We start from the raw sequence: 14,677 nt of genomic DNA on the forward strand, positions 1-14,677 counted from the left end.
CCTGACCCTAAGGGATTTTTAACAATTTTCCTCGTCCCGACCTGTCAGGTTGCCGCTGACAGATTCACCCGTTTCATCAGCGCCTCTGCGGTTTCCTTGCGTTCTGAATATCGGTCGGTCAGATAGGCAGATGTGTCGCGGGTCAGCAGGGTGAATTTCATCAGTTCTTCCATCACATCCACGATCCGGTCGTAGAGCGGTGAGGGGCGCATGCTGCCTGCCTCGTCAAATTCCTGAAACGCCTTGGGAATCGAGGATTGGTTAGGGATGGTGATCATCCGCATCCAGCGCCCCAGAATCCGCATCTGATTCACCGCGTTGAAGCTTTGCGATCCGCCCGAAACCTGCATCACCGCCAGCGTCTTGCCCTGCGTCGGGCGAACCGCGCCATCGGACAGCGGAATCCAGTCCACTTGCGTTTTCATCAGGCCGGTCATTGCGCCGTGACGTTCGGGCGAGGACCAGACCATGCCCTCGGACCACGTCACCGACTCGCGCAATTCGCGCACCTTGGGGTGCGTGGCGTCCACGCCGTCATCCACCAGCGGCAGGCCGGAGGGGTCAAAGAACCGCACCTCGGCCCCCAGACGGGTGAGGATGCGCCCGGCCTCTTCGCCCGACAACCTGCTGAAGCTGCGCGGGCGCAGCGAGCCATACAGGATCAGGATGCGCGGCGCGTGGGTCTTTCGCGCGGGCGCGCGCAGGGCGGCGTGGTCGATGCCGGGCAGCAGCGCATCGGGGATATTGGGCGTGTCGGTCATGAGGGGAACCTGTGGCGGGTGCGGTTGGCGAAGGCGACGAGCGACAGCATCACCGGCACTTCGACCAGAACGCCGACGACGGTGACAAGCGCTGCCCCGGAGTTGAGGCCGAACAGGCCGATGGCGACCGCGACCGCGAGTTCGAAGAAATTGGAGGTGCCGATCAGCGCGCAGGGGGCGGCGATTTTATGCGGCAGCTTCCACAGATAGGCGGCCCCGTAGCCGAGGGCAAAGATGCCATAGGACTGGATGATGATCGGCACCGCCAGAAGCGCGATCAGGCCGGGTTGCGCCAGAATGACCGGCCCCTGAAAACCGAACAGCAGCACGACGGTCAGCAGCAGGCCCAGCATGGATGCGGGTTTGATCCGGGCGGTAAAGGCGGTTACGGCGACCTCGCCCCCCTGACGCAGCAGGGCGGCGCGGGTGACCAGCCCCGCCAGCAGCGGGATCACGACATACAGCACGGTGGACAGGATCAACGTTTCCCACGGCACTGCAATATCGGTGACACCAAGCAGGAAGGCGACAATCGGGGCAAAGGCCACAACCATGATCAGATCGTTCAGGCTGACCTGTACCAGCGTGTAATTCGGATCGCCCTTTGTCATCTGTGACCAGACAAAGACCATGGCGGTGCAGGGGGCGGCGCCCAGCAGGATCAGCCCGGCGATGTATTCCGGGGCCCTGGTGCCGTCGATCAGCCCGGCAAAGACATGCTGGAAGAACAGCACGCCCAAAGCAGCCATGGTGAAGGGCTTGATCAGCCAGTTGATGACAACGGTGATGATCAGCCCCTTTGGCCGCTGGCCGACCGATTTGAGTGAGCCCAGATCGACGGCCACCATCATCGGATAGACCATGGCCCAGATCAGCACCGCGACGATCAGGTTGACCGAGGCGTATTCCAGACTTGCCAAAGTGGCAAAGACACCCGGCATCAGGCTGCCAAGCACCAGCCCGGCGATGATGCACAGGGCGACCCAGAGGGTGAGGTAACGCTCAAACAGGCTCATGATGGGGCTTTCGGCTTTGGGATGCAGCAGGCATCAGTCTCTGGGGATTTCAGAGATGCGACAAAATCGGCCAACAGCGACAGCGCCTCCGGGTTCAAGGCATAGCACACGCGCGGGCCGTCAATTTCGCCAGTGATCACACCTGCGGTTTTCAGAATGCGCAAATGCTCGGACACGGTGGATTGCGCAAGGCCGACTGCGCCGACGATGTCACCGCCGATGCAGCCGGGCGTGGCCAGCAGAAGACGCAGAATGCGGATCCGTGCCGGATGGGCCAAAGCCTTGGCGAGGGTGGCAAGAGCTTCATCAGCAGACATCGTGGCCCCGTATCATGAAAGAAGATTTGTTCGACTATCGTCGATTTACGATTTGACGCCAGCCTCTGCAAGCGCCAATCTGCACCAGGGGCCAGGGTATTGACCAAGGGGAGGTCTGCACTTTCCGAAAGCAGGGGGAATGACATGCTGACGCGACGGGAGGCGATGTTGACGGGGGTTGCTGCTTGCGCCGCACCGATGGTGCGCGCGCAGACCGCCGCACCCTTTCGCTTTGCGCTGACCCCGGTGTTTCTGGACAATGATGCCGCCGTGATCTCATCGCTTCGGGCCGCACTGATGGCCGCAATGGGTCAGGATATCGAACTGGTTCAGCGGCGCACCTATCAGGAAATCAGTGGGGCATTGCTGGACGGGTCGGTCGATGCGGCCTGGACCTGCGGCTATCCGTTTTTGCAGCACCGGGCAGATTTATCGCTGATCGGGGTGCCGGTGTGGCGGGGCGAGCCGCTGTATCAGTCTTACCTGATTGCAGCGGCAGATGATCCGGCCACAAGCCTTGGCAACCTGCGCGGCGGCGCGCATGCCTTTTCCGATCCCGATAGCAACTCTGGCTATCTTGTCACCGCGTCGGACCTGGCGCGGATGGGGGAGACACCGGACCGGTTCTTCTCGCGGGCGATTTTCACCTATGGCCACCGCAATGTCGTCCGGGCCGTTGCCGGCGGGCTGACCCGGTCGGGCAGTGTTGACGGCTATGTGTGGGAGGTTCTGAACAGTGTTGAACCTGATCTGACCGCCCGGACACGCGTGATCTCGCGGTCCGAGATGCTGGGATTTCCCCCCTTTGTCGCGCGCCGCGACCGTATGGAAGAGGCCGGGGTCGCCGCCTGCGCCGCAGCGCTTCAGGGTCTTGACCAGACCAGTCAGGGGCAAGCGGTGCTGCGGCTCTTGTATCTTGACAGTGTCCAGGCGGCCGGGCCATCGCTGTTTGATGGCATCGCCTTGCGCATGGCGGTTCTGGGGGGCGGATGACATCGCTGCCACGGTTCCGGAACCTTCCTGTTACGGTGCGCGTGCCGCTGATCACGGCAGCGCTGATGATCCTTATGGGGGTGATGGCCAGTCAGAGTGTGCTTTCGACCCTTGGCAGGGTGCAGGATGCGCGCTTGTCCGAGACGGCAAGGCTGCATGTCGAAGGCCTGTCGGTGGCCCTTGGGCCGTCGGTTCTGCGGCAGGATGTCTGGGAGGTCTATGACATCCTCGACCGTGCAAGGGCGGGCAGCGAAGGCCAGCGGCTGTTGTTGACCCTGGTGGCGGATGAGCGGGGCCATGTTCTGGCGGCGACCGATCCGCGCCGTGTGCCGGTGGGGGCCGATGCCACGGATTTCGAACGGGATGCAGTCGCGCCGCAAGCGGTCCGGATGACCGGCGATCCGGTTCTGCGGGTCGCGGCGCCGTTGCTGTATCAGGGCCGTACCATCGGTGGCATCGTGACCGAGCTGGATGTGACCGACCTTCTGGCCGAACGCCGTCGTGTGGCACTTTGGCTGTTGGTCGGCAACGCTTTGGCGACGACGGTTCTGGCTTTCGGGGGCTGGCTGGCCGTCGCCCGCATCCTGCGGCCGGTGGGCGCACTGGTGCAGGCGATGGATGCGTCGGGCGGCGCGCCGCGCCCGATCCCTGAAACAGAGATCCCGCACGGTGATCCTGGGTTGGCGCAATTGATCGCAACTTATAACCACATGACCACCGCCGTCGGGGAACGCGCCGAAGCTGAACGCAGGCTGGCGGATCGTGAACGCTTTGTCAGCCTTGGGCGATTGTCGTCGTCGTTGGCGCATGAGGTGAACAACCCGCTGGGCGGCCTGTTGAATGCCGCTGACACCATCCACACCTATGCGGACCGGCCCGATGTTGTGCGCCAGTCGGCCGAGTTGATGCAGCGCGGCCTTGGCCATCTGCGCGATGTGACGCGCGCCATTCTGGACCAGAACCGGTTGAACCGGGCAGGCCAACCGCTGCGGCCCGAGGATTTTGACGATCTGCGACTCTTGTTCGAGCCTGAGGCGCTCAGCCACTCTCAGACGCTGGACTGGCAGGTGCATGCGGGTGCGACAGCACTCGCCTGGCAACCTGCGGCTCCGGTCCGGCAGGTGGCCCTTAACCTTCTGCTGAACGCCGGGGCGGCGGCGGGGCTGAACGGGCGGGTTGGCCTGACCGTCGCCAACGGCGGCGATGGCCTGTCGATCACGGTCACCAACACCGGTGCCGCGATGACTGACGCTGATCTGGCACGACTTCTGGCCTCAGGGCCATTGCCACCGGGCGGCGGCGTGGGGCTGCGGCTGGTGCATGACATTGTGGCCGGTCTGGGCGGCACAGTGCATCATGACCGGATGGGGGAACAGACGGTGATCCGGGTCGATCTGCCGGTCCATGGTGGCAACCATGCTTGAAGGCCGCCGCATTGTGCTGGTCGAAGATGACGAGATCATGGGCGCGTCTCTGGTCCAGCGCCTGACGCTGGAGGGGGCCGAGGTGCAATGGCACCGTGGCATCGCCCGCGCCTTGCCCGCCATCCGCACCCCGCGCAAAGTGCTGGATGCCGTGATCTGCGATATCCGTCTGCCCGACGGGTCGGGAGAAGAGCTGTACGACACCCTGACCCGCACCGGCCACCCGCCGCCATTTCTGTTCATCACCGGTGAGGGCGGGATCAATCAGGCCGTGCGCCTGATCCGGTCGGGGGCGGCGGATTACATCACCAAACCGTTTGAGATCACGAAGTTCCTGCAGCGCCTTGCCACGGTCATGCGGCCGCGCGCGGATCAGGAGATGCCGCCCGAAACCGGCATCAGCACCGCCGCGCAGACCGTGGACCGGCAGGTTGCAGACGCGGCAATCCGCGAGACGGCTTTGCTGATCCGGGGTGCTCCGGGCCTTGGCAAACTGCGGCTGGCACGGCGGGTGCATGATCTGTCGGATCGCAAGGCGGCGCCGATGGTGGTCTGCAACGCCCTGCGCGATACGGTCGGGGAAGATGCCGTGCATACTGCAGTGGACAAGGCTGACGAAGGCTCGCTGGTCATCATCGGGATCGACCGGCTGGACGCGGAAGCACAGGATGCGCTGATGGCGGCACTGGCGGCCCCCCGATTCCGACTGGTCGCCACCCTCGGGCCGCACGGGGCCGGGGATGGGCAAAGCCTGCGGTCGGATCTGTTATCACTGCTGCGCGCCCACGAAATCGTGGTGCCACCGCTGGCGGACCGCCCGGATGATGCGGTCTGGCTGGCGGCGCAGCTGTTCCCCGCATTCAACGCGCGACGGGCAGAGCCGCTGACCAGTATTGCGGCCACTGCAGAAGAAGCGATCCGGGCGCATGACTGGCCGGGCAACGGACGAGAGGTGCGCGCGCGTCTGATCCGCGCGACAGAAGCGGCGACGGGGGATATGGTGCTGACCTCGGACCTGTTCCCCGAACGCGCTGTCGAAGAGGCAATGCGCTCGCTGGCCGAGGTGCGCGATGCGGCGGAACGGGCGCAGATTGTGGCTGCACTGGACCGCACCGGGGGGCAGGTCGGCGAGGCGGCAAAGCTGCTGCGGGTGTCGCGCACGACCCTGTGGGAAAAGATGCAAAAGCTGGAGCTCTGACCCCTTTGCATGTTCGGAAATCCGAACGCCTGAAATTTGTGCGCAATCAGAACGGCTTGCCGCAGCGCAGCGCCGCCCGTTGCGCCGTGGCTTTGGCCTCCGCCTCTCCTCTATCCTTGCGGAAAGGCAGCCACGGGAGGTTCAGCTACCATGAAATGCAATCGGTTGGTCGATGTCGGCCGCCGTCAGTTCCTGCGCGGGGGTGTTCTCGGCGTGGCAGGGGCGGCGGCAGCGACAGTGTTGCCTGCGGGGCAGGCACAGGCGCAGCAGGCGCGGGCGATGGTGGATTATCCGTCGAACCGGCTGGGCAATATCGCGGATCTGGTGGTGAACGAGCCGATGGATATCGGCTACCCCGATGCCGACAGCCCCGGCATCTTGCTGAAAATCGGCAGCCCGGTCGAAGGCGGGGCTGGCCCGGATGGCGATATCGTCGCCTATTCGGTGCTGTGCCCGCACAAGGGCTATTACATGTCCTACCATGCCGCAGACAAAACCCTGAACTGCCCCGGCCATTTCAGCAGGTTTGACTGTGAAAAAGGCGGCCAGCAGGTCTGGGGACACGCCACGCAGAACCTGCCGCAATTCACGCTGCGCGTGGACGACAAGGGCGACATCTATGCGATGGGCGCGGACGAGCTGATTTATGGCCGTCTGTCCAACGTGTTGGAAGGGTAAGGGGGCGATCATGGCTTACAAGCGCAACATCGACCGTCTGCCGATCATTCCCGCAGGCGCGAAAGAACACAACGTCACTTGCCATTACTGCATCGTCGGCTGTGGCTATACAGCCTACACTTGGCCGCTCAAAACCCAAGGCACGACCGACAGAAACTGGATCGGCGAAGACCTGTCCAAGCAGCAGGCCACCGACACCGAGGCGTGGTATGCGCCGTCGATGTACAATGTCGTCAAGCAGGACGGCAAGGATGTGCATCTGGTCATCAAGCCCGATGTGAATTGCGATGTGAACTCCGGGCTCGGTTCGATCCGGGGCGCGCGGATGGCGGAAAACCGTCGGTCTGATGTGACTGGCACGCAACGGCAACGGCTGACTGAACCGCTGGTCTGGCGCTATGGCACCTGGCAGCCGACGTCCTGGGATGACGCGCTGGATCTGGTGGCGCGCGTCACCGCAAAGGTGATCGACAAGGATAACGAAAACGATCTTTACGTCTCGATGTTTGACCATGGCGGTTCGGCGGGGGGGTATGAAAACACCTGGGGCACCGGCAAGCTGTACTTTGAATCGATGAAGGTGAAGCACTGCCGCATCCACAACCGGCCCGCTTACATGTCTGAAGTGCATTCCAGCCGCGACATGGGCGTGGACGAGCTGAACTATAACTACGCCGATTATGAGGTGACCGACACGATCTTTCTGGTTGGCACCAACCCGATGGAATGCCAGACCAACCTGTTCCTGAACCACATGGTCAAGGGTATGCAGAACGGGGCGCGCGTGGTGATCTCCGACCCACGCCGTACCGTGACGGTGGACTCTTGCGAGCAAGTGGCGGGGGCGGAAAACGTGCTGCACCTGCCGATCACCACCGGATCAGACGTGGCGCTGCACAACACGTTGTTCACTTATATCGCTGACCAAGGCTGGGCGGATGCCGACTTTATCGCTGCGTCAACCTTTCAGGGCGATGTGGCCGTGGCAGCAGACAGCGCCTATCCCGCAGCACTCGGGTCATATGAGGCTGCGCGTGCCGCCTGTAAAATGAGCCTCGCCGAAGGCGCCGCAGCCACCGGCCTGACTGAGGCGCAGATCATTCAGGCCGCCGAATGGATCGCCAAGCCCAAAGACGATGGCAGCCGCCGCAAATGCGTGACGGGCTACGAAAAAGGCATCATCTGGGGCAATGACAACTATCGTGCGATTGGCAGCCTGCTGAACATTGGCCTTGCGACCGGCAACGTCGGGCGTGAGGGCGGTGGCGTCTGCCGACTGGGCGGGCATCAGGAAGGCTACTACCGCCCGTCCGACGCCCATGTGGGGCGCCCCGCGCCTTACATCGACCAGATGATCATCGCGGGCGGTGGCAAGGTGCATCACATCTGGGCCAACGACCACTTCAAGACCACGCTGAACGCCAGCGAGTTCAAGCGCGTCTACAACCGCCGGTCCAACATGGTGAAAGAAGCCATGGACGCCCGCGCCGGGGCAACGCGTGAAGAAATGATTGATGCCATCGTCGGTGCCATCAATGCAGGCGGGCTGTTCGTGGTGGATGTGGATATCATTCACAGCCAGATCGGGCAGGCCGCGCATGTGATCCTGCCAGCGGTCGAGTCGGGTGAAATGAACCTGACCTCGATGAACGGCGAACGCCGGCTGCGGCTGACCGAAAAATACATGGACGCCCCCGGATCGGCCAAACCCGACTGCATGATTGCCGCCGGTTTGGCGCAGGCGCTGGAACGGGTGCTGCGCGAAGAAGGCCGCACCGAATACGCCGATCAGTTCAAGGGCTATGACTGGGCCACTGAAGAAGACGCCTTCATGGATGGCTACAACAAGGGCAACCCCGAAGTCACCTATGACCGCCTGCGCGCGATGGGCAACAATGGCGTGCTGGAGCCGGTCACCGGCTTTGCGGATGGCAAGCTGACAGGCACCAACCGCCTGTATGAGGATGGCGTATTCACCCGTCACGGACGCGAGGATGGCAAAGCCTTGTTCTGCATGGGTGAATGGCGCGGCTGGCAGGCGGCGGGCAAGGCCCAGCAGCAGGCGAGCCACCGCTTCCTGATCAACAACGGGCGCGCCAACATGAACTGGCAGAACTGGTTCCTGGATCAGGGCAATGAGTTCGTGATGGACCGCTTCCCCGTGCCCTTCATCCAGATCAACCCCGACGACATGGCCGAACTTGGCCTTAAAGCGGGCGATATGGTCGAGGTGCACAACGACGTTGGGGCCACGCAGGCCCTGGTCTATCCTGAACCGTCAGCCAGACCCAACGAGACCTTCATGATCTTCGGCGCACCGAACGGGGCGCAGGGCAATATCGTGAACGCGGGCGTGAACGAGCTGATCCTGCCGAACTACAAACACACATGGGCAAACATCCGCAAGATTTCGGATGCGACTCCGGCATCGGCGGCAGTGTCCTACAAATCGTGGGAAGTCGAGCTTTGATCTGACACCGCGCCGCCCGGATCTGTTCCGGGCGGCACCTTTTGCCAAACAGGTGCTGCGCATGAAACTTGCCTATGTGACCCTTCAGGGACGTGGCCGCACCGACGCCCTGATCGCCGAAGTCGCCGCGCTGCTTGCTGCGGATGGTGTCAGGCTGGCCGGAACCGTGCAGTCCAACATTGAACGCCCGGACCGGCGCAAATGCGACATGGACCTTGTGGTGCTGCCCGATGGCCCCACGGTCCGCATCAGCGAAGATCGCGGCGCTCTGGCGCGGGGCTGCATACTGGATTCCGGCGCGCTGGAACAGACTGTGGTTGCCGTCCAGCAACGCCTGGCCGGGGCGGACGTCCTGATCGTCAACAAATTTGGCAAGCGCGAAGCTGAAGGCCGCGGCCTTGTGCCGGTCATCGCCGAGGCGTTGGAAATGGGCCTGCCCGTGCTGATAGGCGTGAACGGGTTAAACCTGGCCGCCTTTCTTGCTTTCGCGGGGGAATATGTAGCTCCCCTATCGGCAGAACCCGTGATCGTCGCCGATTGGTGCAAGGCAGCGTTCTCTCAGGAAATTGTTTGATTTGTGCCAAGAGTACGTGCCGGCCTTTCACGTCGCGGCCGACCGGCTGGGCAACACCCGCCCCAAATCGCGAAAAGCCGGTGCCGCACTCAAGCCAAAGAGCCGCTTTGAGGTTTCCTCTGCGCGGAAAATGGCAGATCGTGACGGCCCCCGTGGGCCGAGAACGTCACGTCATGGTAACCGTCCGAAGGGTGCGAATGCCGCCTGTGCTTTCTGTCAGGCTGTCAATAATTCTTTGTAAATAGTCTTTTGAAATAACGGGAAATCTTGACATGCCCGCATTGTCCCTGATTGTTCAGACCCGACGCGCTCAAGGCATGACGCGGGCAGGATCTGGTCCTCGGTTGGTGCTGGGCGCGCCAAGGCGGGGGGTGTTGGTCTGATCATGCAGTCAAGCTGACACGCTGGATTCATGAGATGAATCTCTCACCGTATTTGAGCAACAGAGTCCTTCTGGACACGAAAGCGCAAGGCCGGCCAGCGAAGCCTGAAACGAAGGCAATTTGTTCCGGCTCTGCAACCAGTTCAGCGGCCTTTCAACGCTGTCGCCAGCGGTTTGCGCGCTGCTCCAATGGGTGGATGAACAGCGCATCTATTGCGAGCATGACGGCTACAAAGCTCAAGGCATAGGCCAGCACCGCCGGAATCTCGAACATCTGAAACTTCAGATGTATCTGAAACCCGACACCCGATGACCGGCCCAGAAATTCCACCACCAACACGATTTTCCAGATAATCGCCAACCCCAATCGCGCGCTGGTGGCAAGGAACGGCGCCAGTTGCGGGGCCACGATATGACGCAGCTGCGCTAGCGGAGACATCCGGAAGACCAATGCCATTTCGGCCATATCCGGGCGCAGGGTGCGCGCGCCCTCGCGCATCGTCACCAGAACCATCGCTGTCTTGTTGATCGTGACCGCCGCGATGGCCGCAACCTCGTTCAACCCGATCCACAGATAGCACAGCACGATGACGACCAGCGCCGGCAGGTTCAGGAAAATCGTCACCCAAGGGTCAAGCCAACGGTCGGCGCGTGGCATCCGCCCAAGCATCACCCCCAGAACCGTGCCGAACAGCATCGCCAGACCAAAGGCCAGCCCGACCCGGACCAGCGTGGCCGACATGTGCTGCCACAGTCGCCCCGATTGCGCTTCGGCCCACATCACCGTCAGCACCTCTGACGGGGCGGGCAGAATGCGGGGGTCTGCCTTTGCCCAGGACAAGGCCCACCAGAACAGCACAAACCCTGTCAACGACAGGGCATAGATCACTTGGTCGGGCACGGCGTTGCGATCGGTCATAGGGGGCAGTTTACGCCAGCTTTTGCCCCGAAACGCTGCGACCTTGGTCCAATGGCATCGTCCGGCCCGGCGGGCATAGGTTTGGCCATGCGTGTCATCTTCGCCCTTTTGTTCTGGCTTGTCCAAAGCCTTGGTGTGATGGCCGGGCCGCTGACCCGTGACCAGGTGGAGCCGTTCATCATCCCGCCCTACGCTCTGGGGGAGTCCGTCGGCGACAAGGGCGTGTGGAGCCTGCGCAACTCGGGTGGGGCCGAGGCAGGCTATGTGTTCGAAACCGCCCTCATGGCCCCGTTGCCCGGCTTTTCCGGCGCGCCGATCAACATGCTGGTGATGCTGGATCTTGAGGGCAGGTTCATTGACGTGCGTCTGATCGCGCACAATGAACCGATCTTTGTTTCCGGTCTGGGCGAAGCGCCGTTCCGCAAGTTCATGGAACAGTATCGTGGCCATTCGATCCACACGCCGATGGTGGTGGGCACCAGTTACGGCACCGAAGGTGGCGGGGGAGGGCTGGTTTACCTCGATGGCGTGGTCAAGGCGACGGCATCGGTGCGCATTGCGCATGAGTCGATCCTGGCCGCCACGCTGCAGGTGGCGCGCGAGAAGATGCAGGGGATCAAATCCACGCCCCCGGCACACCCGGACCCCGACCACGACGAGCCCCTGACTTGGACAGATCTTGTCGATCAGGGCATTGCCCGCAACCTGCGCGTCACCAATGCCGAAGTTGACGCCGCCTTTTCCGGCACCCTCTGGGCGGAGGACGACCCTGAGGCAAAGGCCGATCCGGAGGGCATCTACCTCGATCTGTGGCTGGTGGATGTCGGGCCTGCATCCATTGCCCGCGCGGTCCTGCCCGATGATGCCTTTGCCGATCTTCAGCGCTTCCTGTCGGTTTCGGGTTTTGACGAACCCTTGCTGGTCATCGACGCCGGGCGGCATGGTCTGGTCAGCGACGGTTTCGTGCGCAACACCGCGCCGGATCTGCTGGGGGCCAGTCAGGACGGCCTGCCCCTTGCCCTGCGCGATGCTGATCTGGTGTTTTCCACCCTTTCTGGCGTGCCGGAAGGCACAGCGATGATCCTGCGCACCGACCGCAGGCTTGGCTTTGATCCGGCGCGTGACTGGGTTTTCGAGGTCAAGGCGACGCGGGCGCATGGCATGTTTCAACCCGAAATCGGCATTGTCGCATTCACCCTGACCCACAGCACGCCCGAACGCTTCTTTGCCCGGGCAGCCGTCGCCACCCCGCTGCCCCCCTGGGCCGAGGCAGTGCGCAACCGCGCAACAGACCTGATCCTGCTGGCCATCGCCCTTCCGGCACTGCTGCTGGCGTTGGGGCCGGGGATGAACCGGCTGGCCGGTCACCGGCGCTTCACCGTGATCCGGCTGAGTATTCTGGCCTTGGTGACTGTCTTCATCGGCTGGTGGGCACAGGCGCAACTGTCGATTGTCACGCCTTTGGCCATTCTGCGGACGGTGATTGACGGCGGCAGCTTTGCCTATCTGCTCTATGATCCGGTGTCGCTGCTGGTCTGGGCCTTTGCGATTGCCGGCTTTGTTCTGTGGGGGCGGGGGCTGTTCTGCGGCTGGCTCTGCCCCTTTGGCGCGCTGCAGGAATTTTCCCACCACCTTGGCCGGTTTTTGCGCCTGCCAAAGGTCGAGCCCGGCGCGCTCTGGGACGCCCGCCTGAAACTGGTGAAATATGGGCTGCTTGCCGGATTGGTCGCCACCGTCTTCATCGCGCCCGACCAGATCGACACCGCGGCAGAAATCGAACCCTTCAAGACCGCCATCACCACCTTTTTTGTTCGCGAGCCGGTGTTCGTCGCCTATGCCGGTTTCTGGCTGGTGCTGGGCTTGTTCACCTTCAAGGGCTTTTGCCGCTATGTCTGCCCGCTGGGCGCGCTCATGGCCGTCGGCGGGATGCTGCGGGGCCGGAACTGGATCGCCCGCCGGACTGACTGTGGCACCCCGTGCCAGTTGTGTCGCGTCCGGTGCAGCTATGGTGCGATCAAACCGTCCGGAGCAGTCGATTACTCCGAATGTTTCCAGTGCCTTGATTGCGTGGCGATCCACAATGACACCACCCGCTGCGTGCCGCTGATCCTTGCCGCCAAGGGCCGCCCGCTGCACAAGGAGAAAGCCGCATGAACCGCCGCCGCTTTCTGTCGATCACCGCCGCCGCCATGGCAGTGCCGCAGATGGCACCGGCAGAAACCCTCTGGCAAGGCGGGGCCCTTGGGGCCGATGCCTCTCTGCGCCTGTCGGGCCGCACCGACCATGCGCAAGCGGCGCTTGATGGCCTGCGCTCCCTGCTGGGGCGGGTCGAGGCCACCTTCAGCCTGTATCGCCCCTCCGAACTCACGCGGCTGAACCGGACGGGCGCCATCACCCCGTCGGACTGGTTCCGCCAGGTGGTAGACCTGTCCGGCACGCTGCACCGCCAGACGGGCGGCGCCTTTGATCCCAGCGTGCAACCGCTTTGGCAGGGGTGGCAGAGCGGCCAACTCGCCGATCCTGCCCTTCTGGGCTGGGACAAGGTTCAGACCGGCAGCCGGATCACCCTGATGCCCGGTCAGGCTTTGACGTTCAACGGCATCGCACAAGGCTTTGCCACCGATCTCGTCCGCGCCCATCTCGCCCGGCACGGGTTCGATCACGCCCTGATCAATATCGGCGAATACGCCGCGCTCGGCGGCCCGTTCCGGCTGGGCATCAGTGACCCACAGGCGGGTCTGCTGGCCGACTGGCACCTGACTGGAGGCGCGCTTGCCGTCTCGTCGCCCATGGCCACGCTGATCGCGGGCCGGCCGCATATCCAGCACCCGCGCGGCTTGCCGCCGCTTTGGGCCACAGTCGCCGTTCAGGCTGACAGTGCCGCCGTGGCCGATGGCCTCTCAACCGCGCTGGTGTTCCTGAGCCGGTCACAGATTGCGAGCGTCACGGCCGCACGTCCCGACATCAGGCGCGTGGCGCTTGTGGATGCTGCGGGAAATCTGGAAACGCTGTAACCCGCCCTTACCGGTCGGGGGGCGTGAACGTCAGCCCGTATTTGGCAAAGGCCGCTGCCATCCGGCCATCGTCAAGGGCTGCCACCACCGCATCATCCAGCGCATAAGCCAGATCGCGGTGGCTGTGATGCACTGCAATCCCGACCGTCCAGCTTGACAGGCCAAAGTTGATCAGCGGCGGGCGATGCACGGCAATCCCTTCGCTTGCGCCGAATTCAAGCTGCGCAAGCGGTCCCATCGCGGCCATCACCTCGCCTGCCGCCAGCGCGTCCATTCCCTGCGCCATAGCCCTGAAGCGGCGCATGTTCGGGCCGATCTGCCCGCCCGGAAACGCGGTCAGATAAAAATCGGCAATCGAGTCGTTTTCGACGGCCACGGTGTCAAAGCGGAAAAACGCAGGCACCGGCCCGCCGTCATGCCGGTCGGTATCTGATGCAACGGCATCAGGATAGGTCGCTTGGGAATAGGCAATCGCGATCTGTTCTTTCGCATATTGGCCGGTGAACACCACCTGCTCGACCAGACAGGTGAATTCGCTGTTATAGGGCACGCGCAGCATGACATTCGACACCGGCTCCTGCTGCACCGTGCCGCGCCAGACCTGATTCATCAGGTCGGCCTGCAGGTTCTCACCTGCCTGCACAAAGCGGAACACCGGCTCCACGCCCAGCCCTTCGGCCAGAATGCGGCCCACTTCGATATCCACACCTTTGGGCGTGGCACCCTCTAGCCAGCTGTAGGGGGCGAAATCTTCATAGACCGCAATGTTCAGCGTGCCGCGCGCGATGATATCATCAAGCGTCTGGCCAACAAACTGGCGTGGGGTGTTTTGCGGGCGCTGCCCCGGCGTCACGTTTTCGCAGCGCGCGAAAGCGGGGGCTGCGGCCAGAACCACAACCCCCAGACCCAATGCAATGGCAACGGATCGCAT

At 63.1% G+C, this 14,677-nt stretch carries 13 protein-coding genes; 8 read left to right on the top strand and 5 right to left on the bottom strand.

The genetic code is table 11. From position 1 onward, the window contains the following. Positions 1-44 precede the first annotated feature (44 nt). From arsH to D1012_RS04125, 3 genes are read right to left on the bottom strand one after another with little or no spacing between them, the layout of a single operon-like run. Positions 45-761, bottom strand: coding sequence for an arsenical resistance protein ArsH (gene arsH / locus D1012_RS04115; protein WP_118150097.1), 717 nt, complete (start codon positions 759-761; stop codon positions 45-47). Beyond that, positions 758-1,777 carry an ACR3 family arsenite efflux transporter gene (gene arsB / locus D1012_RS04120; protein ID WP_118150098.1) on the bottom strand — a complete coding sequence of 340 codons (1,020 nt, stop codon included), beginning with the start codon at positions 1,775-1,777 and terminating at the stop codon, positions 758-760. The genes arsH and arsB overlap by 4 nt, the downstream gene beginning before the upstream one ends. Continuing rightward, complete coding sequence (locus tag D1012_RS04125; RefSeq protein ID WP_118150099.1) at positions 1,774-2,094, bottom strand: ArsR/SmtB family transcription factor; 321 nt, start codon at positions 2,092-2,094, stop codon at positions 1,774-1,776. The genes arsB and D1012_RS04125 overlap by 4 nt, the downstream gene beginning before the upstream one ends. A 144-nt stretch (positions 2,095-2,238) precedes the next feature. Between D1012_RS04125 and D1012_RS04130 the strand changes: the two genes are divergently transcribed. The 6 genes from D1012_RS04130 (at position 2,239) to D1012_RS04155 (ending at position 9,431) form a co-directional block, all read left to right on the top strand. Next, positions 2,239-3,087: a PhnD/SsuA/transferrin family substrate-binding protein gene (locus D1012_RS04130; RefSeq protein ID WP_118150100.1), complete on the top strand. Its 849-nt coding sequence runs from the start codon at positions 2,239-2,241 to the stop codon at positions 3,085-3,087. Next, positions 3,084-4,511, top strand: coding sequence for an ATP-binding protein (locus D1012_RS04135; protein WP_118150101.1), 1,428 nt, complete (start codon positions 3,084-3,086; stop codon positions 4,509-4,511). The genes D1012_RS04130 and D1012_RS04135 overlap by 4 nt, the downstream gene beginning before the upstream one ends. Next, entirely contained in the window at positions 4,504-5,709 is a 1,206-nt protein-coding gene (locus D1012_RS04140) for a sigma-54-dependent transcriptional regulator (protein ID WP_118150542.1), read from the top strand. Before D1012_RS04135 ends, D1012_RS04140 begins: the two co-directional genes overlap by 8 nt. A 150-nt stretch (positions 5,710-5,859) precedes the next feature. Continuing rightward, positions 5,860-6,387: an arsenate reductase (azurin) small subunit gene (locus tag D1012_RS04145; RefSeq protein ID WP_118150102.1), complete on the top strand. Its 528-nt coding sequence runs from the start codon at positions 5,860-5,862 to the stop codon at positions 6,385-6,387. Between the two features lie 10 nt (positions 6,388-6,397). Further along, positions 6,398-8,857 carry an arsenate reductase (azurin) large subunit gene (locus tag D1012_RS04150; RefSeq protein ID WP_118150103.1) on the top strand — a complete coding sequence of 820 codons (2,460 nt, stop codon included), beginning with the start codon at positions 6,398-6,400 and terminating at the stop codon, positions 8,855-8,857. A 61-nt stretch (positions 8,858-8,918) separates the two neighbouring features. After that, positions 8,919-9,431, top strand: a complete 513-nt coding sequence (locus tag D1012_RS04155; protein WP_118150104.1) for a DUF2478 domain-containing protein — start codon at positions 8,919-8,921, stop codon at positions 9,429-9,431. A 536-nt stretch (positions 9,432-9,967) separates the two neighbouring features. On the opposite strand, the gene D1012_RS04160 is transcribed toward D1012_RS04155, so the two are convergent. Beyond that, positions 9,968-10,732 (bottom strand): ABC transporter permease, encoded by a 765-nt coding sequence (locus D1012_RS04160; protein ID WP_118150105.1) that lies wholly within the window; start codon positions 10,730-10,732, stop codon positions 9,968-9,970. Between the two features lie 87 nt (positions 10,733-10,819). On the opposite strand from D1012_RS04160, the gene D1012_RS04165 reads away from it, so the two are divergent. After that, positions 10,820-12,886: a 4Fe-4S binding protein gene (locus D1012_RS04165; RefSeq protein WP_118150543.1), complete on the top strand. Its 2,067-nt coding sequence runs from the start codon at positions 10,820-10,822 to the stop codon at positions 12,884-12,886. Then, positions 12,883-13,746, top strand: coding sequence for an FAD:protein FMN transferase (locus tag D1012_RS04170; protein ID WP_118150106.1), 864 nt, complete (start codon positions 12,883-12,885; stop codon positions 13,744-13,746). The genes D1012_RS04165 and D1012_RS04170 overlap by 4 nt, the downstream gene beginning before the upstream one ends. A 7-nt stretch (positions 13,747-13,753) precedes the next feature. Here D1012_RS04170 and D1012_RS04175 read toward each other — a convergent pair whose 3' ends face one another. After that, the gene (locus tag D1012_RS04175; RefSeq protein WP_118150107.1) at positions 13,754-14,677 is read right to left on the bottom strand and encodes a substrate-binding periplasmic protein; all 924 of its coding nucleotides are present in this window, start codon (positions 14,675-14,677) and stop codon (positions 13,754-13,756) included.

The sequence above is a fragment of the Pseudotabrizicola alkalilacus genome (assembly GCF_003443995.1).
In the GTDB taxonomy this organism is placed as follows: domain Bacteria; phylum Pseudomonadota; class Alphaproteobacteria; order Rhodobacterales; family Rhodobacteraceae; genus Pseudotabrizicola; species Pseudotabrizicola alkalilacus.

What these genes read in the sequence shown, in the direction of transcription:
- D1012_RS04160 (WP_118150105.1), bottom strand. Translation starts at nt 10,732, where the DNA reads ATGACCGATCGCAACGCCGTGCCCGACCAAGTGATCTATGCCCTGTCG.
- D1012_RS04135 (WP_118150101.1), top strand. Translation starts at nt 3,084, where the DNA reads ATGACATCGCTGCCACGGTTCCGGAACCTTCCTGTTACGGTGCGCGTG.
- D1012_RS04140 (WP_118150542.1), top strand. Translation starts at nt 4,504, where the DNA reads ATGCTTGAAGGCCGCCGCATTGTGCTGGTCGAAGATGACGAGATCATG.
- D1012_RS04155 (WP_118150104.1), top strand. Translation starts at nt 8,919, where the DNA reads ATGAAACTTGCCTATGTGACCCTTCAGGGACGTGGCCGCACCGACGCC.
- D1012_RS04125 (WP_118150099.1), bottom strand. Translation starts at nt 2,094, where the DNA reads ATGTCTGCTGATGAAGCTCTTGCCACCCTCGCCAAGGCTTTGGCCCAT.
- D1012_RS04150 (WP_118150103.1), top strand. Translation starts at nt 6,398, where the DNA reads ATGGCTTACAAGCGCAACATCGACCGTCTGCCGATCATTCCCGCAGGC.
- D1012_RS04130 (WP_118150100.1), top strand. Translation starts at nt 2,239, where the DNA reads ATGCTGACGCGACGGGAGGCGATGTTGACGGGGGTTGCTGCTTGCGCC.
- D1012_RS04170 (WP_118150106.1), top strand. Translation starts at nt 12,883, where the DNA reads ATGAACCGCCGCCGCTTTCTGTCGATCACCGCCGCCGCCATGGCAGTG.
- arsH (WP_118150097.1), bottom strand. Translation starts at nt 761, where the DNA reads ATGACCGACACGCCCAATATCCCCGATGCGCTGCTGCCCGGCATCGAC.
- arsB (WP_118150098.1), bottom strand. Translation starts at nt 1,777, where the DNA reads ATGAGCCTGTTTGAGCGTTACCTCACCCTCTGGGTCGCCCTGTGCATC.
- D1012_RS04145 (WP_118150102.1), top strand. Translation starts at nt 5,860, where the DNA reads ATGAAATGCAATCGGTTGGTCGATGTCGGCCGCCGTCAGTTCCTGCGC.
- D1012_RS04175 (WP_118150107.1), bottom strand. Translation starts at nt 14,677, where the DNA reads ATGCGATCCGTTGCCATTGCATTGGGTCTGGGGGTTGTGGTTCTGGCC.
- D1012_RS04165 (WP_118150543.1), top strand. Translation starts at nt 10,820, where the DNA reads ATGCGTGTCATCTTCGCCCTTTTGTTCTGGCTTGTCCAAAGCCTTGGT.